Source organism: Pseudoalteromonas sp. Z1A8 (genome assembly GCF_011378855.1).
Classification (GTDB): domain Bacteria; phylum Pseudomonadota; class Gammaproteobacteria; order Enterobacterales; family Alteromonadaceae; genus Pseudoalteromonas.
Genome location: NZ_WTLB01000001.1, coordinates 1 through 22,620 on the forward strand (window position 1 = coordinate 1; position 22,620 = coordinate 22,620).

Genomic DNA, 22,620 nt, shown 5'->3' on the forward strand with positions numbered 1-22,620 from the left:
TGAATGGATTCAAGGTTAAAAAGCAATCAATTGAAAATAGTAGAATACGTTCCTAGAAAGAGTAATTCTACAGCCTCAACGCCACGTTAAGCGGCAAAAAATTGTTGGCTAAAATTGTGAACGGAGTGAAACAGCCAACTGTTTTTTGTCCGTTTGAACGTCTTGTTATGTGTATTATACGCCCAAATATCCGTTTTCTTTTTTAGCCTTTTGAAAGCAATCTATATTTGGAAATGGCCATAAACTTACTTCACCATATTCCTGCCATTTATCAAGAGTGCTCTGACCAAAGAAACCCAAAGAAATACATTTTAAAAAGTCTTCTTTAAATGTTGTAGATGGCCAATTGTACTCAATATCTGTTTTTAGGTACAATACCCATCTAGCAACAATTGATTTTGTTTCGTTTGATAAGGCATCCTTACCTCTAAGCTTATATTCTTTCATATCGCTATAAAGGCACCAAGCACCATGAGAAAAAACTTGTCGTATTGCATCATCATCTGATTCAGGAATTAAGTCTTCAAATTCATCATTTGATATTTGACCAGAGCTTAAACTACGGATAAGTTCGGCTAATCTATTTCGGGAAGTTCGATCAATCATAAATACACATAACAGCTTATTGAACACCACTTTGGGGGTTTATAACACCCCAAAACGGCGTATATTACATTGCTTAATAATTCCACTAAACAACTTCTATGTAAACAGGTAATTACGTATTTTGTAAAGTTATTGTTGTTAAAATACACCAAAACGACTTTTAATAATGTTATTGGACAAAACACGAACAACTGTCTATATATACAGTACGTTTTTAAAAGTTGAATATCATTTATGAAATCTCTCTTTCTAACCATGATTAAAGACCATATGTATAGCAAACGGTATGCAAAGAGCACTATTGAAGCTTATCTTTTTTGGATAGCTAGCTATATCCGCTTTAATAATATGCAGCACCCAAGCTCTATGGGAGACACTCAAGTAGAATCGTATTTGAACCATTTAGTAAACTCGCAAAACGTAGCGCAAGGCACACAAGCGCAGGCACTAAATGCGCTAAGTTTCCTATATAAAGAAATAATTAAGAGCCCCCTTTCATTATCATTAGACTTTGTAAAAAGTGAACGCCCAAGAAAACTACCCGTTGTGCTTACTCAAACAGAAGTTTCAGCGCTATTTAAACACTGTGTAGCAAAGCATTATTTACCCTGTGGATTACTTTATGGCAGTGGTATGCGATTAATGGAGGTACTGCGTTTACGAGTTCACGATATTGACTTTGACTATAACTGCATTCGAATTTGGGATGGCAAAGGAGGTAAAAATCGTGTTGTAACGCTTGCAGTAGAGCTCATACCGCAATTACGTTCTCAAATACAATTAGTTGATAGTTACCTGCAATTAGATCTGAAAAACCCCTTATATAGCGGCGCTTATATGCCGCATTTGTTATGTAAAAAATATCCAAACCATAATAAGCAGCTGGGCTGGCAATATTTATTTTCATCACATAAATTAAGTCTTGATCCCGAGAGTAAACAATTAAGGCGCCATCATATTGATGAAAAGCAATTACAACGCGCTGTTAAAAAAGCCGCTTTTGATGCAAATATTAGTAAGAGTATGCGTAACTCTTTCGCTACGCATTTGCTGCAAAGCGGCGCTGATATACGTACAGTACAAACACAACTAGGTCACAGTGACGTACGTACCACACAAATATATACCCATGTACTACAAAAAAATGCCAATGCCGTTATCAGTCCTTTTCAAGATTATAAACTTCCCTATTTAAAACAAAAAAGCACAGCCCACAAGCGCCATGCTTTTTAAATAAACCTTAATTCAGTTCGGTTTACAAACGAATACCGCCGTCTATTTCAACCACGCGACCGGTAAAAAAGTCGTTTTCGATTATGTATTGTGCAGTATGCGCAATTTCGTCGCTTTCGCCTAAGCGCCCGACTGGCGTTACTGCAAGCATACGCTGTTTGGCTTCGGGCTTCATGGCGTCGGTCATGGCGGTGCTTATTACACCTGGTGCAATAGCGCCTACACGTATACCAAAACGACCAAGTTCTTTAGCCCATGTGGTGGTAAGTGCCACTACGCCTGCTTTTGATGCCGCGTAGTTTGTTTGGCCTATGTTACCTGCTCGCGCTACGCTCGACATATTAACGATTACGCCGCCTTTACCTGATTCAATCATGTGGCTTGCCGCTTCGCGCCCTGCTAAAAACACACCTGTCAGGTTTACATCAATCACTGATTGAAATTGCTCAAGAGACATTTTTTTAACGACTTTACCGTCTTTTGCTTTTATAAACATGCCATCGCGTAAAATACCGGCGTTGTTTATAAGGACGCCAATGTGACCAAAATCGCTGTTAATGGTATTAAATACGTTTTCTACTTCGCTCTCATTTGTTACGTTTGCGGCATACCCTTTTATATTGCTAGTTACACCTTCAAGCTGCATTAGTTGCATAAGTTGCTCGCATGCGGTGTTTAATAAGTCTTGTGCCATATCTATTAAAGCGATATTTGCCCCCATAAGAGCAAACTTTTGCGCCATTGCAAAGCCTAAACCTTGTGCGCCACCGGTTATTACTACCGTGTTATTTTTAATTTCCACGCGTTGCTCCTACTTAGAAAACAGTTTAAAAATAGCACTAAAGTCATCACTACCCGCACCTTGGTGCTGTAGCATAGTGTATAAATTTTTAGCCATTGAACCCATTGGGGTTGTTGAATTACTTTGCTGCGCGGCTTCCATGGCAAGCCCTAAGTCTTTAGCCATTAAATCAACCATAAAGCCTGGTTTATAACCGTTACTTGCAGGTGCACCGTCCATTACACCTGGACAAGGATTATAAAGTTCAAGCGTCCAGTTACGGCCAGAACTTGCGGTCATTATGTCGCTAAGTACTTTAGGATCGAGGCCGTTATTGATGCCCATTTGTAGTGCTTCGCTGGTGCCTGCCATTAAAATGCTAAGTAGCATGTTGTTACATATTTTGGCAACTTGCCCTGCGCCAATATCGCCTGCATGAAATATGTTTTTACCCATATCACTAAGCACTGTATTTGCTTTATCAAACGCTGCTTTTTCGCCGCCTACAATAAAGGTAAGTGTGCCTGCAGTTGCGCCTGCAACGCCGCCCGACACCGGTGCATCTACAAAGTTTATGCCCTGATCGCCAAGCGCACTGCCTACAATACGAGCTGACTCTGCATCTATTGTAGAGCAGTCAATTACTAATGTACTTTTGCTCAGCACGTTAATTAAACCGCTGTCGTCGTTATTACCTAAGTAAAGCGATTTAACATGTTTGCCCGCAGGTAACATGCTAATAAGCACGTCAGCATTAGTTGCACAGTGCTTTGCATCAACCGCTGCTTTTGCACCTTTGCTTGCAAGCTCATTTACGACCGACTGGTTTAAATCGAACACGCTAACAGTATGCCCAGCTTTAATTAAGTTAGCCGCCATTGGGCCGCCCATATTACCTAAACCAATAAAACCTATGTTTAATTTACTCATAGTTGTTCCTTTTAGATACCAATTTTATTTAACAGCAAGCTCATTGAGCGGGTGATTTTCGCCAAAGCGGTTAGCAAAAAAGCTATCTATTATTGTTTGTGGTACATCACTAAGTGTTTTGTATTGCCAATTTGGCGCACCGTCTTTATCTATTAGTAGCGCTCTTACGCCTTCTTGAAACTCACCTACTTCGCCAGCGCGTACCGACATACCCAGTTCCATTTTAAAACACGCTAATAAGCTTTTGCCTTGGCTTATTTTTAATTGCTCACTAACCAGTGCACAGCTTAGTGGGCAGCCATGCTTAAGTGATTTTTGAGCGCGTTGTAGCCATTTATCGTCAGTGGTTAACCCTAAAATATAATCAACTTGCTCCTGCAAGGTTGTAAACTCACCCAGTTTTTGAATCGTTTTTAGGTTAGCTTTTACGTTGCCTTTGGGCATACGCGCCGACTGGTTATCTAAATCGGTGAGTAAATCGGTTAAACGCTCATGATTTAGGCTTGCAGTTTTGCCCCACTTGGCAGTTAAAATTTGTGCAAGCATGGCATCATATTTATTGCTATCGATAAAGTGATCGCTAAGCGATACAAAACGTGCGTCTTCGCAGTTTATAGAGGCCGATGTTAGCCCTAAAAATAACCCGACACTTTGTGGCATTTTATGTAAAAAGTAACTGCCGCCTACATCTGGGTATAAACCAATGGTTTGCTCTGGCATGGCAATGCGTGATTTTTCAGTTACGACGCGGTGGCTAGCACCAGCCATTAACCCTAAACCGCCGCCCATTACTATGCCGTTACCCCAAACGAGGATAGGTTTATCAAAGGTATGAATAAGATAATCAAGCTTGTACTCAAGCGTAAAAAACTCTTCAACTAAGCTTGTTGGTTTACCTTGCGCCATTGCATGATGAAGGCTTACAACATCGCCGCCTGCACAAAATGCTTTATCGCCTGCGCCCTTAAGGATGACCATGGCAATGCGGGTATCGGTTGCCCAAGTACGCAATTGCGGTTCAAGTAATTTGATCATCTCAAAATTAAGTGCGTTTAAGGCTTTTGGCGCATTGAGTGTAATAAGCCCAATTAAACTGCCGTTTTCTGCGGTTGCGGTTTCAAATACCACGGGTTCATCGGCGCTATTTAATAATGTTAAAGCACTCATTAGCCGTTTACCCAGTTAGCACGGCGTTTTTCTAAAAAGGCATTTACGCCTTCTTGTTGATCTTCTGTGTCAAATAAACCAACAAATAACTCGCGCTCAAGAGGCAATACACTTGCCATTGGTTGATGGCGCCCTTTTTGAATCAATGTTTTACATGCTGCAACTGAGGTGGGGCTTTGATCGGCCACTTGGTTAGCAAGTTTTAGTGCTGCCGCAAAGCTTTCACCCTGTGGTACTACTTCTTCTACTAAGCCAATTTGCAGGGCTTTATCAGCTTTTAAGCGCTCGCCGCATAAAATCATGCGCTTTGCCCAGCCTTCGCCTACAAGCCATGCTAAATTTTGTGTACCACCCGCACAGGGTAATAACCCAACTTTAGCTTCAGGCAGGGCCATTTGTGCTTGCTCTTCCGCTATACGTAAATCGCACGCAAGCGCTACTTCTAAACCGCCGCCCATTGCATAACCGTTTATGGCAGCAACCGACACACCTCTAAAATTAGTAAGTGCTTCAAATGCTTCACCAAATACACGCGACATGTCGGCGGCTACGCCTTTATCCCCACCTACAAATACGTTTAGGTCGGCACCAGCGCTAAAAAACTTCTCGCCTTCGCCAGTCAGTACTAAGGCATAAATATTTTTATTATTGTTTAGCTCGTTAACGGTATTTTTTAAATCAACTAGGGTGTCTTTTGTCCAGGTGTTTGCTGGCGGATTAGACATCGTTAAAATAGCAACATGACCTTCGGTTGTAAGTTCAATACTTGGATTAGATTTAGATTCTGACATACATTGCTCCTTATAAAACGTCGCTTGCTGACTCTGCTAAAATACGGCGCGCTATAATTACACGCATGATTTCGTTAGTGCCTTCTAAAATTTGATGAACGCGTACGTCACGTACATGACGTTCAAGCGGGTATTCTTTTATGTAACCGTAACCACCATGAATTTGCAGCGCGTCGTTACACACGGTAAAACCAACATCGGTAGCAAAGCGTTTAGCCATGGCGCAGTAAGTGGTTTTTTCGACGTCGTTATTATCTAGTTTAAATGCAGCAAGCCTAACCATTTGGCGCGCAGCTACCAGCTCGGTGTTCATATCGGCAATTTTAAATTGCAGCGCTTGAAACGCAGCGAGTGGCTTACCAAATTGCGTGCGTTCTTTTAAATATTCACGGGCGGTATTAAGTGCCGCTTGCGCTGTACCAATTGAACATGTGGCAATGTTAATTCGACCGCCATCAAGGCCTTGCATCGCAAATTTAAAGCCTTCGCCCTCAGCCCCTAATAAGTTGTGCGCAGGAATGCGTACATCTTCAAAGCTAATTAGGCGTGTAGGTTGTGCGTTCCAACCCATTTTTTCTTCTGCTTTACCGTATTCAACGCCTTTTGCGTCGGCAGGGACTACAAATGCCGAAATACCCGCAGCGCCTTCGCCGCCTGTACGTGCCATTACCACTAATACTTCGGTTTCGCCAGCGCCCGATATAAACATTTTTGAGCCGTTAATAACGTACTCATCGCCCTCAAGCACAGCTTTTGTTTTAAGTGATGCGGCGTCTGAGCCCGAGCCTGGCTCTGTTAAACAATAAGAGGCAAGTAACTCGCCCATTACTAATTGCTCTACGTATTGGTCTTTAACTGCATCGGTACCAAAACTTGCTACCATCCACGTTGCCATATTATGAATGGTCAACATGGCCGTGGTTGCTGTACAGCCCATTGCAAGCTGCTCAAAAATAATGCTCGAATCTAAACGTGATAAACCAAGGCCGCCCGCTTCCTCTGGCGTGTATAAACCACAAAAACCAAGCTCGCCTGCTGCTTTAATCGTGTCTTTAGGAAAAATATGTTCGCGGTCCCATTTTGCTGCATAAGGTGCGAGTTCTGACTCGGCAAATTGTCGTGCTGTTTGCGCAAAGGCTTGTTGATCTTCAGATAAGTTAAAGTCCATGTTAGACCTCTTTAATTGTGTAAGTTATGTTAGTTGTGTTGTTAGCGTTTCCCGTTACGGGGATATCGTGACGAGCGGCGAAGGTTTATGTGTGTTGTGTGTGAAGTAGCCTTCGCGCCCATCTTTATTATTAGTTATTCTTTTATTTACTCATTTTTTAATTACGATTATTTTAAGTTAATGCTCATATTTGGACCCGAAGCAATATCGTCTTCAAACCAACGTGAGGTAATCGTTTTAGTTTCTGTGTAAAAACGAATACCTTGCTTACCGTACGTGTGCGTATCGCCGTAAAACGAGCCTTTCCAACCAGTGAACGAAAAGAACGGAAGTGGCACCGGAATTGGCACATTAATACCTACTTGCCCTACTTCAATTTCGTGTTGAAATTTACGAGCTACTGCGCCGCTTGAGGTAAATAACGAGGTACCGTTACCGTAAGGGCTGTCGTTAATAAGTGCGATTGCTTCATCAAGCGTGTCTACAAACATACACGCTAGTACTGGGCCAAATATTTCTTCTTTGTATAAATCCATCTCTTTGGTTACATCGGTAAATAACGTTGGGCCAACCCAGTTACCTTGCTCGTACCCTTCAACTGTAAAGTCAGAGCCATCAATTAAACAGGTAGCGCCTTGCTCTTTACCACCAGCAATAAGCGATAAAATACGTGCTTTTGCTGCTTTTGATGTTTGTGGACCGTATGCCGCATTTGCATCATCCCATACACCTGGGCGTACATTTTCAAAGCCTGCTTTAATTTCGTCTACCCATTCGCTCGCTTGGCCTACAAATACAGCAACCGAAATACCCATACAGCGCTGGCCAGCAGCACCGACCGATGCACCAACTAGGTTATTTACAACGTGCGATTTACTTGCATCAGGCATAATAACCATATGGTTTTTAGCGCCAACACAGGCTTGCACACGTTTAAGATTTTGTGTGCCTTTAGAATATATATAAGCACCTACACCACACGAACCAACAAACGAAATAGCACGCACTGCTTTATCTTCTAATAGGCGGTCTACTTGTGGTTTTGTACCGTGAACAACTTGTAATACGCCTTTTGGTGCGCCGGCTTCAATAAATAGCTCGGCTAAGCGCATAGGTGTAAGAGGATCTTGTTCAGACGGTTTTAAAATAAAGGTGTTACCACACACAATAGCCAGCGGGAACATCCAAAGTGGGATCATCGCAGGGAAGTTAAACGGAGTAACGCCCGCACATACGCCAAGTGGCTGCATGTAAGAATACGTATCGATTTTACGCGCTACGTTTTCCATTGTTTCACCCATCATTAATGATGGAGCATTAGCTGCTTGTTCTACTACTTCAATGCCACGCCACACATCGCCTTTTGCATCTTCAAATGTTTTACCCAATTCGTGGCAAATAATAGTAGCAAGCTCATCGTGATGTTCTTTTAATAGCGCCGCGTACTTCATCATAATGCGAGCACGTTCTGTAATAGGTACGTCTTTCCATGTTTTAAACGTCTCAGAAGCTGAGGCAATTGCCGCGTCCATTTCTGACTCGGTGGTACATGGCACTTGTGCAAGTACTTCTTGAGTTGCTGGGTTTATAACATCGATAAGCTCTTTTGATGCTGATTGAATAAATTCGCCATTAATAAGTAGTGGTACTTGGTGCATGATTAAATCCTAGTGTGTGAGTTGTGTGTTCTCTTTTAAAATTGGTAGCGCCGCTTTGTTAGTATTATTAGTGCAGCGCTTTTATAGTTATTCGTACAGCTTTCTTATAACTATTAAATACCTAGTTAATATGCTTCTACGGCCATAGCAACCGCTTCACCGCCACCAATACATAAAGACGCGATACCTTTTTTAAGGCCTCGATTTTTAAGGGCATGAATAAGCGTTACTAAAATACGCGCGCCGCTTGCACCAATTGGGTGGCCAAGTGCACATGCGCCGCCATTTACGTTTACTTTGCTTTCATCGAGTTTTAACTCGTTAATAGCAAGCATGGTTACCATGGCAAATGCTTCGTTAATTTCCCAAAGGTCAACGTCGTTTACAGCCCAACCTGCTTTTTCAAGCACGCTGCTTATTGCGCCTACTGGCGCTACTGTAAATTCACTTGGTTTTTGAGAATGCGTGCTGTGCGCTACAATTTTACAAAGCGGTGTTAAGCCCTGCTCTTTTGCTTTTGATTCGCTCATTAATACAAGCGCTGCGCCACCGTCTGAAATTGACGATGAATTAGCCGCTGTAATGGTGCCGTCTTTTTTAAAGGCTGCACGTAAGGTAGGGATTTTTTCTGGGCGGGCGTTACCTGGTTGCTCGTCTATCGATACTGTTACATCGCCTTTGCGTGTTTGCATTGTGTGCGGGGCAACTTCGTTATCAAAACTGCCGTTTTGTATTGCTGCTTTTGCTTTACTTAATGAGCCCAGTGCAAACGTATCCATTTGCTCGCGGCCAATGCCGTATTCGTCGGCGGTGTCTTGTGCAAAACAGCCCATTGCTTTGTTGTCGTAAGCATCTTCAAGGCCATCGCTCATCATGTGATCTTTTATTTCGCCGTGGCCCATACGCATTCCGCCACGCGCTTTTGGAATAAAGTACGGTGCGTTAGTCATGCTTTCCATACCACCGGCAATAGCTGATTGAATAGAGCCTGCTTTAATTAAATCGTTTGCAAGCATGGCCGCTTTTAAACCAGAGCCACATACTTTGTTAATTGTTGTAGCACCGGTGCTAAGTGCAAGCCCTGCTTTTAACATTGCTTGGCGTGCGGGTGCTTGCCCAAGGCCTGCTGGTAATACACAACCCATAATTACTTCGTCTATTGCATTATTAGCTAAACCAGTTTGTGCAAGTGCACTGGCAATGGCGGTAGCGCCAAGCTCGGTAGACTGCGCATCACTTAACGCTCCCATAAAACCACCCATTGGGGTGCGTTTTGCTGCTACAATTACCACTGATTCTAAAGTCATAACTAACTCCGTTGTAATTTAATGCAAATAATTGTTAGTATATTTGCTCTATTAATTTAGTATTCATTTATTATTTAATACCTACACACAATACTAACGTTTACGCCAACGTCAACTAAAAACAGCTTAATTTTTAGTTTTAAAAGTGTAAGCATTATTTTCCAGCTGTTAGGCTGCATCAAGCAAATAAAATTAACTTATTGAATTCTAAGTATATAATTTGACATTTCACACCAACACTCCTTTATAAATAGCTTCAAATCACGCCAAGCTTTACCTTTACGTAAACTTCACTTATATTGGAGTTATTCGAATGAGGTAAATACAACTATGAAACCAGATAATCAAACAAACTTTGCAAGCTCAGCCAAAATGCCGACCAGTAATGAACAAACATTTAGCATTAGCGAACTCGCTAAAGAATTTGACATTACTACCCGTTCTATTCGCTTTTACGAAGACCAAGGGCTAATAACGCCAGACCGTAATGGTCAAACCCGTATTTATTCAAAACGCGACAAAGTGCGATTAAAACTAATATTACGTGGTAAACGATTGGGCTTTACGCTTGCCGAAACCGGCCGTTTGTTTGAACTGTACGACGCTGATAAGTCGAGCGCTAAGCAGCTGGTTACCATGCTTGATTTAATAGCTGATAAAAAGTCTGATCTATCTCAACAAATGGACGACATTAAAGTTGTTCTTATGGAATTAGTGACGGCCGAACGCCGCTGCAGAGACACACTTAACAAAATAGACGAGTAAGTAGCCTATTTTAAGAATAACAACACACTGACGACACACAGGAATGAATCATGAGCACTATTTCACTATATAAAGAAATGAACTTTGGCCTAGGCGAAACCGCCGATATGATCCGCGACCACGTAAATAGTTTTGCGAGTCAGGAAATTGCCCCACTTGCTGAAAAAACTGACTTAGATAACGCTTTTCCAAATCAACTTTGGACTCAAATGGGCGAAATGGGCGTACTGGGTATGACCGTATCTGAAGAGTTAGGCGGCGCAGGATTAGGTTACTTAGAACATGTTATTGCTATGGAAGAAATTAGCCGCGCAAGTGCCTCTATTGGCCTAAGCTATGGCGCGCATTCAAACCTGTGTGTTAATCAAATTAACCGTAACGGGTCACAAGCTCAAAAAGAAAAATACTTACCTAAGCTTATTAGTGGTGAGCACATTGGTGCCCTTGCAATGAGCGAGCCTAATGCAGGCTCTGACGTTGTATCAATGAAACTTAAAGCTGAGAAAAAAGGCGATAAGTACATTTTAAACGGCAATAAAATGTGGATCACCAATGGCCCAGACGCACATACGTTAGTTATTTACGCTAAAACAGATTTAGATGCCGGCGCTAAAGGTATTACCGCGTTTATTGTTGAGAGTGACTTTCCAGGGTTTTCAACAGCGCAAAAGCTAGACAAACTGGGCATGCGTGGCTCAAACACTTGTGAGCTGGTATTTGAAAACTGCGAAGTACCAGAGGAAAACATTTTAGGTAACTTAAACGAAGGCGTTAAAGTACTTATGAGTGGCCTTGATTATGAACGCGTAGTACTTGCAGCAGGCCCGCTTGGCATAATGCAAGCGTGTATGGATATAGTAGTACCGTATATTCACGAGCGTAAACAGTTTGACACCCCTATTGGTCAATTTCAGTTAATTCAGGGCAAAGTAGCCGACATGTATACACAAATGAATGCTGCGCGCTCATACGTATACACGGTAGCTCGCTCTTGTGACCGAGGTGAAACAACCCGTAAAGATGCCGCCGGTGCAATTTTATACGCCGCAGAGCTTGCAACTAAAATGGCACTAGATGCGATTCAAATTTTAGGTGGCAATGGCTACATAAACGAATACGCCACAGGCCGCCTACTTCGTGATGCCAAACTATACGAAATTGGCGCAGGTACATCTGAAATACGCCGCATGCTTATTGGTCGCGAACTTTTCACTGAAAGCCGTTAAGGATTAAACCATGACGATTTTAAAATCGAGCGTTAATCCTCACGATCCAACGTTTGTGCAAAACCATAAAAACATGTCGACGCTGGTGGATGATTTACGCAGTAAAGTAGCCACTATTAGCCAAGGCGGAGGCGCCGCATTAAAAGAGCGCCACGAAGGCCGTGGTAAGTTATTTGTACGCGACCGTATAAGTACGTTAATTGACGAAGGCTCACCGTTTTTAGAAATTTCGCAATTTGCGGCATTTGGTGTGTACGAACAAGCTATACCGTGCGCAGGTGTTGTAGCCGGTATTGGCCGTGTTAAAGGCATTGAGTGCATGATTATTGCAAACGATGCCACGGTTAAAGGCGGTACGTATTTTCCGCTTACCGTTAAAAAGCATTTACGTGCACAAGACATTGCAGAGCGTTGCCACTTACCGTGTATTTATTTGGTTGATTCGGGCGGTGCAAACCTGCCAGAGCAAGACGATGTATTTCCAGACAAGCTGCATTTTGGTCGTATTTTTTACAATCAAGCCCGTATGTCGGGCAAAGGCATTCCACAAATTGCTGTAGTAATGGGTTTATGTACCGCAGGTGGTGCGTACGTACCTGCAATGGCCGATGAAAGCATTATTGTAAAAGATCAAGGCACTATATTTTTAGCCGGCCCGCCGCTTGTAAAAGCAGCAACAGGCGAAGAAGTAACAGCCGAAGAACTTGGCGGCGCCGATGTGCACTGTAAAGTGTCGGGTGTGGCTGACCACTTTGCTGAAAACGATGAGCATGCGCTGTCTATTGCGCGCCAATGTATTGAGCGTATTAATTACACACGTCCTACAGCCCCTCTTCTAGAGGATGTAAAGCCACCTCGTTATGATATTAACGAGCTTTACGGCATTGTAGGCACCGACCTTAAAAAGCCGTTTGATGTACGCGAAGTAATAGCGCGCACAGTGGACGACTCATCATTTGATGAATTTAAACGCTACTTTGGTGAAACGCTGGTAACGGGTTTTGCCAGCATTTATGGCAACCCGGTTGGCATAGTGGCTAATAACGGTATTTTATTTAGTGAGTCGGCGCAAAAAGGCGCGCACTTTATTCAGCTGTGTGCTCAGCGCAATATTCCTTTGGTATTTTTACAAAACATTACTGGCTTTATGGTGGGTAAAAAATACGAAGCCGAAGGCATTGCTAAGCACGGCGCTAAAATGGTGATGGCGGTTTCGTGTGCTGATGTGCCTAAATTTACAGTACTTATTGGTGGCTCTTACGGCGCAGGTAACTACGGAATGTGTGGCCGTGCATTTGAACCTACCATGATGTGGATGTGGCCTAATGCCCGTATTTCGGTAATGGGCGGCGAGCAAGCAGCCGGTGTAATGGCGCAAGTTAAACAAGATGGTTTAGCACGCAAAGGTCAAAGCATGAGCGAGCAAGAAATCAGTGACTTTAAAAAGCCAATTATTGATCAGTACGAAGAGCAAGGTCATCCGTATTACGCCAGCGCCCGCTTGTGGGATGACGGCATTATAGACCCTGCCGATACGCGTAATGTATTAGGGCTTGCGTTAACGGCTGCGAACAACGCACCAAAACGTGATTCGAAATTTGGCGTATTTAGAATGTAACCGGAGCGCAAAATGTCAGTAACACTACAAATAACAAAATCTAATGTGGCTGTACTTGTGTTAAGCCGCCCAGAAAAAAGAAACGCATTTAACAGTGAAGTAATACACGAACTTATTCAGTGTATTGAACATGCAAATACGCTTGATATTCGCGCTTTGGTTTTGAAAACTGAAGGTAAGCATTTTTCAGCCGGTGCCGATTTAGCCTGGATGAAGTCGATGGCGGATAACAACTACGCCGATAATTTAGCTGACTCAATGCAATTAGCTAAATTAATGCAGGTATTAGCAAGCTCGCCCCATCCTACAATTTGCGCCGTACAAGGCGCTGCTTTTGGTGGTGCACTGGGCTTAATAGCCTGTTGCGACATAGCCCTTAGTAAAGACGACGCGCAATTTTGTTTAAGCGAAGTAAAGCTTGGCCTTATTCCGGCTGTTATTAGCCCGTATGTAATTAAAGCCATTGGTGAACGCGCTGCTCGCAGATATTTTTTAACGGCTGAGGTATTTGATGCACATACAGCTAAGCAACTGGGTTTAATTCATCAAGTAACCGGTAACTTAGACTGTGCACTCGATAACATGCTGCAAACACTTATTGATAACGGACCTATAGCAGTAAAAGCCGCCAAAGCATTAATTAACGATGTAGCAAATAAGCCGATTACCGATGAACTCATTGAGCTTACCGCTGAGCGTATTGCAAAAATTCGCGTATCTGAAGAAGGTCAAGAAGGGCTAACTGCCTTTTTTGATAAACGCCCACCCGCTTGGCAACTGTAGGATTAATTATGAACACACAACGATTACAAAAAATACTGATTGCCAATCGTGGAGAAATTGCGTGCCGCGTAATGCGCAGCGCAAAACAAATGGGCTTAACCACGGTCGCGGTTTATTCTGATGCAGACAAAAATGCCCAGCACGTAAAAATGGCTGACGAGGCTTACCATATTGGCGCTGCGCCAAGTAAAGACTCGTATTTAGTGGCAGACAAAATTTTACAAGTAGCTAAAGACTGCGGCGCTGATTGTATTCACCCGGGGTATGGTTTTTTATCTGAAAACAGCGAATTTGCTAAAGCCTGCGAAGCGAACAATATTGCTTTTGTAGGGCCACCAGCAAGCAGTATTGAAGCAATGGGGTCTAAAACCCGCGCTAAAGAAATAATGGCAGCTGCTAATGTGCCTTTAGTACCTGGTTATTACGGTGATAAACAAGATCCTGCTTTTTTACAAAGTGAAGCTGAAAAAATTGGCTACCCTGTACTTATTAAAGCCGCCTTTGGTGGCGGTGGTAAAGGCATGCGCGTAGTTGAAAAAGCAAAAGACTTTATGAGTGCACTACAAGGTGCGCAACGTGAAGCTATTGCCGGTTTTGGTAACGATTTAGTATTGCTTGAGCGCTACGTAAACCAGCCTCGCCATGTTGAAGTACAAGTATTTGCAGATAACCACGGTAACTGTGTTTATTTAGGCGATCGTGATTGTTCTTTGCAACGCCGTCATCAAAAAGTAATTGAAGAAGCCCCTGCTCCGGGTTTATCTGACGAGCTACGTAAAGAAATGGGCGAAGCGGCTGTACGCTGTGCGCTTGCAATAAATTATCGAGGTGCAGGTACGGTTGAGTTTTTACTGTGTGGCGATGAATTTTTCTTTATGGAAATGAATACGCGCCTACAAGTAGAGCACCCAGTGACCGAAATGGTAACCGGTGTAGATTTAGTCAATTGGCAAATTAATATTGCGGGTGGGCAAACATTGCCACTGGCACAAAGTGATATTCAATTGCAGGGCCATAGCTTTGAAGCGCGCATATACGCAGAAGATCCAGCTAACGACTTTATCCCGTGCTCGGGCACTATTGAAGCACTGCATACACCGCTTAACAGTGAATTTGTACGCATTGATACAGGTATTGCACAAGGCGATGAAATCAGCCCATTTTACGACCCGATGATTGCAAAGCTGATTGTGCACGACGATAATCGCGAACAAGCACTGGGCCGTTTACAACACGCCCTTGAGCAATTTCATTTAGCGGGTTTTAGCACTAACATTGGTTTTTTACATAATTTAGCAAGCCACCCTACGTTTAAACAAGGTGCGCCCAGTACGCACTTTATTGCAGAGCAAGGTGACTCGTTAGTAGCGGTTGATGAGCAGCTGTTGCAAGCAAGCCAACTTATTGGTGCGTTTGCATATTTAGAATCGTTAAGTGACACCCAAAATTCGCAAAACAGTGCAAGCCCTTGGCAACAACTGAGTGGTTTTACACTCAATGCGCCGCAAGTAATTAAAGTCCCTTTTGCCGATTTACAGCTAAGCGCTATAAAAACCACAGCGGGCTATAGTATTACGCATAACGAGCACGTATTTAACTTACAAGGCACATTAAATAATGGTCTGTGTAGTGTATTTATTAACGGCGAAAAACACAGCGCACACGTAACTACGGTAGATAATAATACGGTAGGTAATAATACCGTTGGCAATAGTACAGTAGCTAATAGTGTGACAGTGATGAATAAAGCACTGCAAACTAAGCTTGAACTAGTTGATAAACATTATATTAGTTCGCACGAAAGCGAAGCACTTCCACTTGCCGCCCCGCTCAATGGCACGGTAGTAAAACACTTAATTGACATTGGCAGCACAATTACCAAAGGCGATGCGGTTGTTATTATTGAAGCCATGAAAATGGAATACACGCTTAACGCGCCTCACGACGGTATTTTAAAAAGCTACTGTTTTGGTGAAGGTGAATTGGTAACGCATGGTGCCCTGCTTGCGATAGTCGAAGATACGACTGAGGAAGGTGCATAATGAGTGCTTTTCCGAGTAAAGTCCGTATTGTTGAAGTTGGCGCGCGAGACGGCCTTCAAAACGAAAAAACAGTCAGTACAGCGGATAAAGTAGCGCTTATTAATGCGCTAAGTGCTGCAGGTTTAAAAAACATTGAAGCCGGCGCGTTTGTATCCCCTAAGTGGGTGCCACAAATGGCAGACTCGGCTGATGTAATATCAGCCCTTGATTTACCTGATGTGAATTTAAGTGCCCTTACACCTAACTTAAAAGGTGCGCAAGCAGCGCACGCTGTTGGCATTAAAGAGTTTGCTATATTTACAGCTGCGAGTGAGTCGTTTTGTCAAAAAAATATAAACTGCTCAATAGATGAAAGTATTGAGCGTTTTAGTGAAGTAATGGCGTTTGCTAAAGCGAATAATATCCGCGTACGTGGTTATGTAAGCTGTGTGCTAGGTTGCCCTTACGAGGGTGATATAGACCCACTAGCAGTACTGAGTGTATCGCAAAAACTATTAGATTTAGGCTGTTACGAAGTAAGCCTTGGCGATACCATAGGTGTTGGCACTGCTAAAAAAGTAACGCAGCTAATAGAATTACTTTTAACACACATTGATAAAACCAAGTTGGCCGTGCATTTTCACGATACTTACGGCCAAGCGCTCACAAATATTTACGCAGCCTTAAACCTAGGTATAGCAACGGTTGACGCGGCAGTTGCAGGCCTTGGTGGTTGCCCTTATGCTAAGGGTGCGTCAGGAAATGTTGCCACCGAAGATGTAGTTTACTTACTGCAAGGGCTTGGCATTGAACATGGAATTGATTTACAAAGGTTAAGTGATGCTGGATGGGAGATAACCAAAGCACTTGGTAAGCAACCTGTGAGCAAAGTATCTGTGGCACTACACACTAAATAGCTATCTTATAAAATGATAACTCACTACTAATACAAGATAGTTAACAACAAATAGCACACAATGAGGAGAGACTCATGGCCGGTTTTGATAAAGTAGTTTCTAGTTACGAAGCTGCAATGGAAGGATTAAAAGACGGCGATACTATTATTGCCGGTGGTTTTGGTTTATGTGGTATCCCTGAGGGCTTAATTAAACAAATTAAGCACATGCAAACAAAAGACTTAACCGTGGTATCTAATAACTGTGGTGTTGATGACTTTGGTTTAGGTATTTTATTACAAGACAAACAAATTAAAAAAGTAGTTGCCTCATACGTTGGCGAAAACGCCCTATTCGAGCAGCAGTTATTAAGTGGCGAAATTGATGTAGAACTTACGCCACAAGGAACACTTGCTGAAAAAATGCGTGCTGGTGGCGCGGGTATCCCTGCGTTTTACACCGCTACAGGTTACGGTACTCCAGTGGCTGAAGGTAAAGACGTAAAAGAATTTAATGGCCGCCCGTATATTTTAGAAGAGTCTATAACAGGTGAATTTGCTATTGTTAAAGCATGGAAAGCCGATCGTTATGGCAATTTAGTGTTTAGACACACCGCCATGAACTTTAATCCAATGGCAGCAACGGCGGGTAAAATTACCGTTGCCGAAGTAGAAGAAATTGTAGAGCCGGGTGAGCTTGAACCAAGCCAAATTCATACCCCGGGTATTTTTGTAAATCGCGTTATTAAAGGCAACTTTGAAAAACGCATTGAACGTGTAACAACACGAGATTAAGCAGGAGCATAATTATGGCATTATCACGTGAACAAGTTGCAATGCGCGTTGCACAAGAACTTCAAGACGGCTATTACGTAAATTTGGGCATAGGAATTCCGACACTCGTCGCAAACTATGTACCGGATGATATTGAAGTTATGTTACAGTCCGAAAATGGCCTTTTAGGCATGGGCCCGTACCCTACTAAAGCAGAGCTTGATGCCGATATGATTAACGCGGGTAAAGAAACCGTGACAGCTGCCAAAGGTGCAGCCATATTTAATAGTGCAGATAGTTTTGCCATGATACGGGGTGGTCATGTAGACTTAACTGTTCTGGGTGCATTTGAAGTTGACCAGAACGGCAACATCGCATCGTGGATGATCCCTAAAAAGCTGATTAAAGGCATGGGTGGCGCGATGGATTTAGTCGCTGGCGCAAAAAATATTATTGTTACTATGACCCATGCAAGTAAGCATGGTGACTCTAAATTACTAGAGGCCTGCTCTTTACCGCTTACTGGCGTTAATTGCGTTAAAAAAATAGTAACAGATTTAGCCGTATTAGAAGTTAAAGACGGCGCATTTCATCTATTAGAACGCGCTCCGGGCGTAACTGTTGATGAAATCATTAGTAAAACAGCAGGTAAATTACTTGTTGACGGTGAAGTACCAGAAATGGTTTTTTAAGAACTTTTAACAAATTAACTTAAAATAACGCTTTACCCTGTACCGACCTCATTCCCAGTGCCAATGGCGCTGAGTTACCCAAAATCCCTCTCACGAGGGATTTTTTTTGTCTTTTTTACTTATTTTTAGTCTTGTTCATACATCTGTAGTAAATTTTTATCTATAATAGTTGCATAAATAGATGATTAGTTAGTTAGAACATTTGCACTACTATGCTTTAATGATGCACCACTTTTGTGAATTTACGCTGTTAATATTTTTAACTTATTGATATTATTGTAATTACTAATTGGTTCGATTTTTGCCTATACTAGGCTATATAAACAACTTAATACTGGAAAACATGCAAACTCCTATTCGTGGCCTTCGCTCTTTTTGCTTTGCAGCAAGAAGCCTAAGTTTTAAGCATGCAGCTAATGAACTGTACTTAACACCTTCGGCAGTGAGCCACCAAATAAAACAACTTGAAGAACAACTTGGTATTGAACTTTTTCAACGTAAAACGCGTTCAATTAGTTTAACCACTGCGGGTAAAAACTTTTTTGATGCTGTGTCCCCAATTATCACTATGTTAGAAGGCACCATTAATGAGTTTAGTCAGATGCAGCAAAATACAAATTTGACGATTACGTTGCCTGAGTTTTTTGCCAGCGAACTACTCATGCCTAAATTAAGTGAGTGGACGTCAGAGCACCCTAATATAAACCTGCAAATGGATACGCTTAAAACACGTAAAGAAATAACCCGTCATAGCGATTTATCTATTGTATTATCATCGAGTAAACCCACTGAAGGTTCTGCAACAGAGCTATTTAATCTTGAATATATCCCTGCATGTAATAAAAAGCTGCTCGATCAGTGGAGGGACGATCACCGTCAAGCGCTTAATCAAGTTCCGCTAATACTACACAAAGCTCGCCCTTGGGCATGGCATCAGTGGGCCGAAAAAGCAGGAATTGATGACTTCTCTCCTTCTCAAATTATTCAAATAGATAGTATGTTTGGTGTAGCACGTGCTGCACAACAGGGTATGGGGATTGCACTTATTCCACTGCCTATCAGTCAAAGTTGGTTAGATGAGCAGTGGCTTTATAAGTTATTTGAACAGCCTTTAACAACTAAAGATAAGTATTATTTAGTGCAGCACGAATCAAGCACACCTAATCACCCGCTTGATTTATTTGCGAAGTGGGTTGTAAGCACATTTAGAAAAATTCAAGAGTAACTCTCTATTAGGCGAACTTATTAATACAGCCATTGTGTGTTGTATTTATGGTTCGTCTAAATCCTAAACCTCACTTTATACCACCTCCAATAAATAGCTGATCTATTTTACTTGCTAAAACAACCCATTTCTTTGTTGTAAATTTCGCAAAGGGAACAACCATTTACATCAATTTACGCCTAGAACTGAATTATTTTTTCGGCGTAAAATGTAGATCACATACTTAATGGAATTGGTATTATTTTTCAGTAATTTCTTTAAAATACAATCTATTAAAACCACAGTTTAGACTAAAGTCTATAGTTAAATTTTTTTCACTCATTGGTTTTATTTTTATCGTTTGTCGAAAATAGAGTTAAATATTAAAGTTACTTTATCGGCTCGAAACAGTTAAGTTTAATTGTTTATTAAGAGTAATAAATGCAACCTTTTGAGTTTTAGTGACTCAAACCTTGCAGTGAAAAGAATCTTTATATTGTGTGTGAAGATGTTGTCAGTGTGAAAAATGGTTCAAGTTAGGTGGTGACTTGGCTTGAACTGTTTTTATTCTTGGCTCAAACCACATGATATGCAATACAAATGCTTTGAGAGCGTAGCAAACAGAATCTTTATATTGTGTGTGAAGATGTTGTCAGTGTGAAAAATGGTTCAAGTTAGGTGGTGACTTGGCTTGAACTGTTTTTATTATTAAACCACATACATAATATAGCTATATACGGGTTAAATACCTTTGTAAAAAGCCCCGTAAGTTATAACTTACGGGGCTTTTTTAGTTAATTTTTTATTTGATATTCTTTTTTTAATTTACGCATCTGCGCTTTATGTGAAAGTAAAAATGTATCAAATTTCTTAACTACCTCAGGGTAGTCAATGGACGATAATAAAAAGGCTTGTAAATCTGTCGGCAATTCGTTTTGAAAATAAACGGGTCGAGTTAATTTAAAGTATTTAACGATATTATAGTTTAATACATCGTTAGATATGTAAATACACTCCACTCGCTCTTTCAAAAGCATCTCTATTAATTCCATTACATTAGCTGTTTCAATTAGCTCAACGTTTTCGTTATTCATTAAAGGTTTAAAGCTTTGAGACGTAAACCCTCTCACCGTTGCAAAACTAACGCATTCATCAATAGTGATATTTTTATTTAAACTCGCAATACCCGTTTTAGTAACAACGGTTGGCTGCAAATAAATAATTTCATTTAAATCATCAAAGGAAGCTTTATAACTTGGTTTCCATTGAGGATTATCTGGATATTTAAAATCAACATGATGGTGATCAATAAATTCTTTATAAAGACGATTAATTGGCAGCGTGTAAAACTCAAATTTAAAGTCGTGCTGCTGTGCAAACAAAGTTAGCAACTCTTCACTGAAGCCATAATAGTCGCTGTTATCAGCTCCACTACCATCAAAGTAAGGTAGATACTCTATATTCTCTACGCCGACGACATAGTGCGTTGCCGACTTAGCATCGGTTATAAAAATTAATAAAGCTAAAGGCAAATACATTAACTGCGTTGTTATTTTTATAAATTGATTCATTTATAACCTAAGTAATATTATTGATTGATGTGTAGCTGAACGCTTTAATTTTAACAAATTTGCAAAAAATATGATAAATCTATTTTATTTTATGCAAAAAAAAAGCCTGATTAAAATCAGGCTTTACAAAGTAAAAGGTTTAGCTTTTATCTCTTGGTACAAAATCGAGTACTGTTGCGTTTATACAGTAGCGGTCTGTGCCTCTAGGGCCTTCTCCTGGGAATAAATGACCAAGATGAATACCTGTACTTTTAGAGCGAAGCTCAATACGTGTTATTCCCCAGCTGCTATCGTCATGCTGCGTTACACTACTTTTTACTGGGTGCTTAAACGACAACCAACCAGTGCCTGAATTAAATCTATCACGTGTATCAAATAGTGGCTCTCCACTTAATTTATCAACAAAAGTGCCATCAGGTGTATTTTTAAACTCCTTGTACTCTTTACAGTAAGGTCTATCTGTTCTTGCATCAAATGCGACTTTATAAGCGTCACTTTTACCTAACTTAAATGCACCCAATGCTTTATAAAATTCTTCAGGTGTTGCATAACCTTGACGCCCATATACTTCAATGCCATTTTCTAAAAACAAAATAGTCGGTGTTGCCCACGTGGCTGACTTAATAGTTAAACCTTTAAGCTGGTCAGCATAGCGAAACGACATTGGTATAGTCCCTTTGTAATCATTTGCGACTGTTTTTTTAAATTTTTCACAGTATGGGCAGTATTCACGTGAATCTAAGACTAGGATCTGCTTACCTGCGAGTAAGTCACTGTTATCGACTTTTTCTACGGGTTTTTTATTAAAAACAACGCCTGTTGAATGATCAGGACAATAGCCATTAGGGTTCTTTTGTAGATAATTTTGGTGATACTCTTCTGCCGATACAAAACCTGTAAGTGGTTTAATAACCGTTTCGATTTTGCCGTAGCTCGCATCAGTTAAAAGCTGCTGATATTGCGATTTAACTTGCTCAGCTACTTTAGCTTGCGCATCGGTAGTGGTTAATACAATTGAGCGATATTGCGTACCAATGTCGTTACCTTGGCGATTTTTTTGCGTAGGATCGTGGCTTTCAAAATAGTTTTTTAGTAAATCTTCAGCCGAAATTATATTACTGTTATACATAACCTGTACAACTTCAGCATAGTTGTTTTCGTCAAAGCGACGAGACTGATCAGTAATGTTTCTGTATGTTGCTTTAAAGCCATTGCCGTCGGCATAACCCGACTCAGCATCAATAACGCCATTAAGCGCTTCGTAGCGTTTTTCAGCCCCCCAAAAACAACCTGATCCAAGTACAATGGTTTCTACATGCATGGTGGCTTCTATATTGCTGTGCTCGACCTTTTCCATAGATAAAGCAAAGCTGCCTGCGCTAAATATAATAGCAGCGCCTGATAAATATAATAAATGCTGGTGTTTCATA

General features: G+C 41.4%; 20 protein-coding genes. 10 read left to right on the forward strand and 10 right to left on the reverse strand.

What is annotated here, in order from left to right:
• Nucleotides 1-174: 174 nt before the first annotated feature.
• Nucleotides 175-606 (reverse strand): hypothetical protein, encoded by a 432-nt coding sequence (locus tag GQR55_RS00005; protein ID WP_166418993.1) that lies wholly within the window; start codon nt 604-606, stop codon nt 175-177.
• A 234-nt stretch (nt 607-840) separates the two neighbouring features.
• On the opposite strand from GQR55_RS00005, the gene GQR55_RS00010 reads away from it, so the two are divergent.
• Entirely contained in the window at nt 841-1,839 is a 999-nt protein-coding gene (locus GQR55_RS00010; protein ID WP_240916815.1) for an integron integrase, read from the forward strand.
• Between the two features lie 22 nt (nt 1,840-1,861).
• Here GQR55_RS00010 and GQR55_RS00015 read toward each other — a convergent pair whose 3' ends face one another.
• The 7 genes from GQR55_RS00015 to GQR55_RS00045 form a co-directional block, all read right to left on the reverse strand.
• Nucleotides 1,862-2,641 carry an SDR family oxidoreductase gene (locus tag GQR55_RS00015; RefSeq protein WP_024592410.1) on the reverse strand — a complete coding sequence of 260 codons (780 nt, stop codon included), beginning with the start codon at nt 2,639-2,641 and terminating at the stop codon, nt 1,862-1,864.
• 9 nt (nt 2,642-2,650) lie between these two features.
• Nucleotides 2,651-3,550, reverse strand: coding sequence for a 3-hydroxyisobutyrate dehydrogenase (gene mmsB / locus GQR55_RS00020; protein WP_166418994.1), 900 nt, complete (start codon nt 3,548-3,550; stop codon nt 2,651-2,653).
• 24 nt (nt 3,551-3,574) lie between these two features.
• Nucleotides 3,575-4,717, reverse strand: a complete 1,143-nt coding sequence (locus tag GQR55_RS00025) for an enoyl-CoA hydratase/isomerase family protein (RefSeq protein WP_166418995.1) — start codon at nt 4,715-4,717, stop codon at nt 3,575-3,577.
• A complete protein-coding gene (locus tag GQR55_RS00030) occupies nt 4,717-5,508 on the reverse strand; it encodes an enoyl-CoA hydratase (protein ID WP_166418996.1) in 792 nt (263 codons plus the stop codon). The genes GQR55_RS00025 and GQR55_RS00030 overlap by 1 nt, the downstream gene beginning before the upstream one ends.
• Before the next feature lie 10 nt (nt 5,509-5,518).
• A complete protein-coding gene (locus tag GQR55_RS00035; protein WP_165727517.1) occupies nt 5,519-6,676 on the reverse strand; it encodes an acyl-CoA dehydrogenase family protein in 1,158 nt (385 codons plus the stop codon).
• 167 nt (nt 6,677-6,843) lie between these two features.
• A complete protein-coding gene (locus GQR55_RS00040; protein WP_076926125.1) occupies nt 6,844-8,334 on the reverse strand; it encodes a CoA-acylating methylmalonate-semialdehyde dehydrogenase in 1,491 nt (496 codons plus the stop codon).
• Between the two features lie 125 nt (nt 8,335-8,459).
• Nucleotides 8,460-9,641 carry an acetyl-CoA C-acyltransferase gene (locus GQR55_RS00045; RefSeq protein ID WP_166418997.1) on the reverse strand — a complete coding sequence of 394 codons (1,182 nt, stop codon included), beginning with the start codon at nt 9,639-9,641 and terminating at the stop codon, nt 8,460-8,462.
• 330 nt (nt 9,642-9,971) lie between these two features.
• Here GQR55_RS00045 and GQR55_RS00050 point away from each other — a divergent pair, with 330 nt between their 5' ends.
• From GQR55_RS00050 to GQR55_RS00090, 9 genes are all read left to right on the forward strand, one after another.
• The gene (locus GQR55_RS00050) at nt 9,972-10,406 is read left to right on the forward strand and encodes a MerR family DNA-binding transcriptional regulator (protein ID WP_166418998.1); all 435 of its coding nucleotides are present in this window, start codon (nt 9,972-9,974) and stop codon (nt 10,404-10,406) included.
• Nucleotides 10,407-10,456: 50 nt separating this feature from the next.
• The gene (locus GQR55_RS00055) at nt 10,457-11,632 is read left to right on the forward strand and encodes an isovaleryl-CoA dehydrogenase (RefSeq protein WP_166418999.1); all 1,176 of its coding nucleotides are present in this window, start codon (nt 10,457-10,459) and stop codon (nt 11,630-11,632) included.
• Nucleotides 11,633-11,642: 10 nt separating this feature from the next.
• Nucleotides 11,643-13,250: a carboxyl transferase domain-containing protein gene (locus tag GQR55_RS00060; protein WP_166419000.1), complete on the forward strand. Its 1,608-nt coding sequence runs from the start codon at nt 11,643-11,645 to the stop codon at nt 13,248-13,250.
• A gap of 12 nt (nt 13,251-13,262) precedes the next feature.
• Complete coding sequence (locus GQR55_RS00065; protein WP_138585140.1) at nt 13,263-14,033, forward strand: enoyl-CoA hydratase/isomerase family protein; 771 nt, start codon at nt 13,263-13,265, stop codon at nt 14,031-14,033.
• An 8-nt stretch (nt 14,034-14,041) separates the two neighbouring features.
• Nucleotides 14,042-16,075: an acetyl/propionyl/methylcrotonyl-CoA carboxylase subunit alpha gene (locus GQR55_RS00070; RefSeq protein WP_166419001.1), complete on the forward strand. Its 2,034-nt coding sequence runs from the start codon at nt 14,042-14,044 to the stop codon at nt 16,073-16,075.
• Nucleotides 16,075-16,971: a hydroxymethylglutaryl-CoA lyase gene (locus GQR55_RS00075; RefSeq protein WP_166419002.1), complete on the forward strand. Its 897-nt coding sequence runs from the start codon at nt 16,075-16,077 to the stop codon at nt 16,969-16,971. The genes GQR55_RS00070 and GQR55_RS00075 overlap by 1 nt, the downstream gene beginning before the upstream one ends.
• 74 nt (nt 16,972-17,045) lie before the next feature.
• Complete coding sequence (locus GQR55_RS00080) at nt 17,046-17,744, forward strand: CoA transferase subunit A (protein WP_166419003.1); 699 nt, start codon at nt 17,046-17,048, stop codon at nt 17,742-17,744.
• 14 nt (nt 17,745-17,758) lie between these two features.
• Complete coding sequence (locus GQR55_RS00085) at nt 17,759-18,415, forward strand: CoA transferase subunit B (RefSeq protein WP_007580251.1); 657 nt, start codon at nt 17,759-17,761, stop codon at nt 18,413-18,415.
• A 343-nt stretch (nt 18,416-18,758) separates the two neighbouring features.
• Nucleotides 18,759-19,640 carry a LysR family transcriptional regulator gene (locus tag GQR55_RS00090; RefSeq protein WP_166419004.1) on the forward strand — a complete coding sequence of 294 codons (882 nt, stop codon included), beginning with the start codon at nt 18,759-18,761 and terminating at the stop codon, nt 19,638-19,640.
• A gap of 773 nt (nt 19,641-20,413) precedes the next feature.
• Here GQR55_RS00090 and GQR55_RS00095 read toward each other — a convergent pair.
• Nucleotides 20,414-21,190 (reverse strand): amino acid ABC transporter substrate-binding protein, encoded by a 777-nt coding sequence (locus GQR55_RS00095; RefSeq protein WP_166419005.1) that lies wholly within the window; start codon nt 21,188-21,190, stop codon nt 20,414-20,416.
• 139 nt (nt 21,191-21,329) lie between these two features.
• Nucleotides 21,330-22,619 (reverse strand): peptide-methionine (S)-S-oxide reductase MsrA, encoded by a 1,290-nt coding sequence (msrA, locus tag GQR55_RS00100; RefSeq protein WP_166419006.1) that lies wholly within the window; start codon nt 22,617-22,619, stop codon nt 21,330-21,332.
• Nucleotide 22,620 lies beyond the last annotated feature (1 nt).

Bases quoted from the DNA above. Each gene is read 5' to 3' on its own strand.
- GQR55_RS00070 (WP_166419001.1), top strand. From the start codon at position 14,042: ATGAACACACAACGATTACAAAAAATACTGATTGCCAATCGTGGAGAA.
- GQR55_RS00075 (WP_166419002.1), top strand. From the start codon at position 16,075: ATGAGTGCTTTTCCGAGTAAAGTCCGTATTGTTGAAGTTGGCGCGCGA.
- GQR55_RS00055 (WP_166418999.1), top strand. From the start codon at position 10,457: ATGAGCACTATTTCACTATATAAAGAAATGAACTTTGGCCTAGGCGAA.
- GQR55_RS00090 (WP_166419004.1), top strand. From the start codon at position 18,759: ATGCAAACTCCTATTCGTGGCCTTCGCTCTTTTTGCTTTGCAGCAAGA.
- GQR55_RS00065 (WP_138585140.1), top strand. From the start codon at position 13,263: ATGTCAGTAACACTACAAATAACAAAATCTAATGTGGCTGTACTTGTG.
- mmsB (WP_166418994.1), bottom strand. From the start codon at position 3,550: ATGAGTAAATTAAACATAGGTTTTATTGGTTTAGGTAATATGGGCGGC.
- GQR55_RS00085 (WP_007580251.1), top strand. From the start codon at position 17,759: ATGGCATTATCACGTGAACAAGTTGCAATGCGCGTTGCACAAGAACTT.
- GQR55_RS00050 (WP_166418998.1), top strand. From the start codon at position 9,972: ATGAAACCAGATAATCAAACAAACTTTGCAAGCTCAGCCAAAATGCCG.
- GQR55_RS00025 (WP_166418995.1), bottom strand. From the start codon at position 4,717: ATGAGTGCTTTAACATTATTAAATAGCGCCGATGAACCCGTGGTATTT.
- GQR55_RS00095 (WP_166419005.1), bottom strand. From the start codon at position 21,190: ATGAATCAATTTATAAAAATAACAACGCAGTTAATGTATTTGCCTTTA.
- GQR55_RS00045 (WP_166418997.1), bottom strand. From the start codon at position 9,641: ATGACTTTAGAATCAGTGGTAATTGTAGCAGCAAAACGCACCCCAATG.
- GQR55_RS00005 (WP_166418993.1), bottom strand. From the start codon at position 606: ATGATTGATCGAACTTCCCGAAATAGATTAGCCGAACTTATCCGTAGT.
- msrA (WP_166419006.1), bottom strand. From the start codon at position 22,619: ATGAAACACCAGCATTTATTATATTTATCAGGCGCTGCTATTATATTT.
- GQR55_RS00040 (WP_076926125.1), bottom strand. From the start codon at position 8,334: ATGCACCAAGTACCACTACTTATTAATGGCGAATTTATTCAATCAGCA.
- GQR55_RS00030 (WP_166418996.1), bottom strand. From the start codon at position 5,508: ATGTCAGAATCTAAATCTAATCCAAGTATTGAACTTACAACCGAAGGT.
- GQR55_RS00035 (WP_165727517.1), bottom strand. From the start codon at position 6,676: ATGGACTTTAACTTATCTGAAGATCAACAAGCCTTTGCGCAAACAGCA.
- GQR55_RS00080 (WP_166419003.1), top strand. From the start codon at position 17,046: ATGGCCGGTTTTGATAAAGTAGTTTCTAGTTACGAAGCTGCAATGGAA.
- GQR55_RS00010 (WP_240916815.1), top strand. From the start codon at position 841: ATGAAATCTCTCTTTCTAACCATGATTAAAGACCATATGTATAGCAAA.
- GQR55_RS00060 (WP_166419000.1), top strand. From the start codon at position 11,643: ATGACGATTTTAAAATCGAGCGTTAATCCTCACGATCCAACGTTTGTG.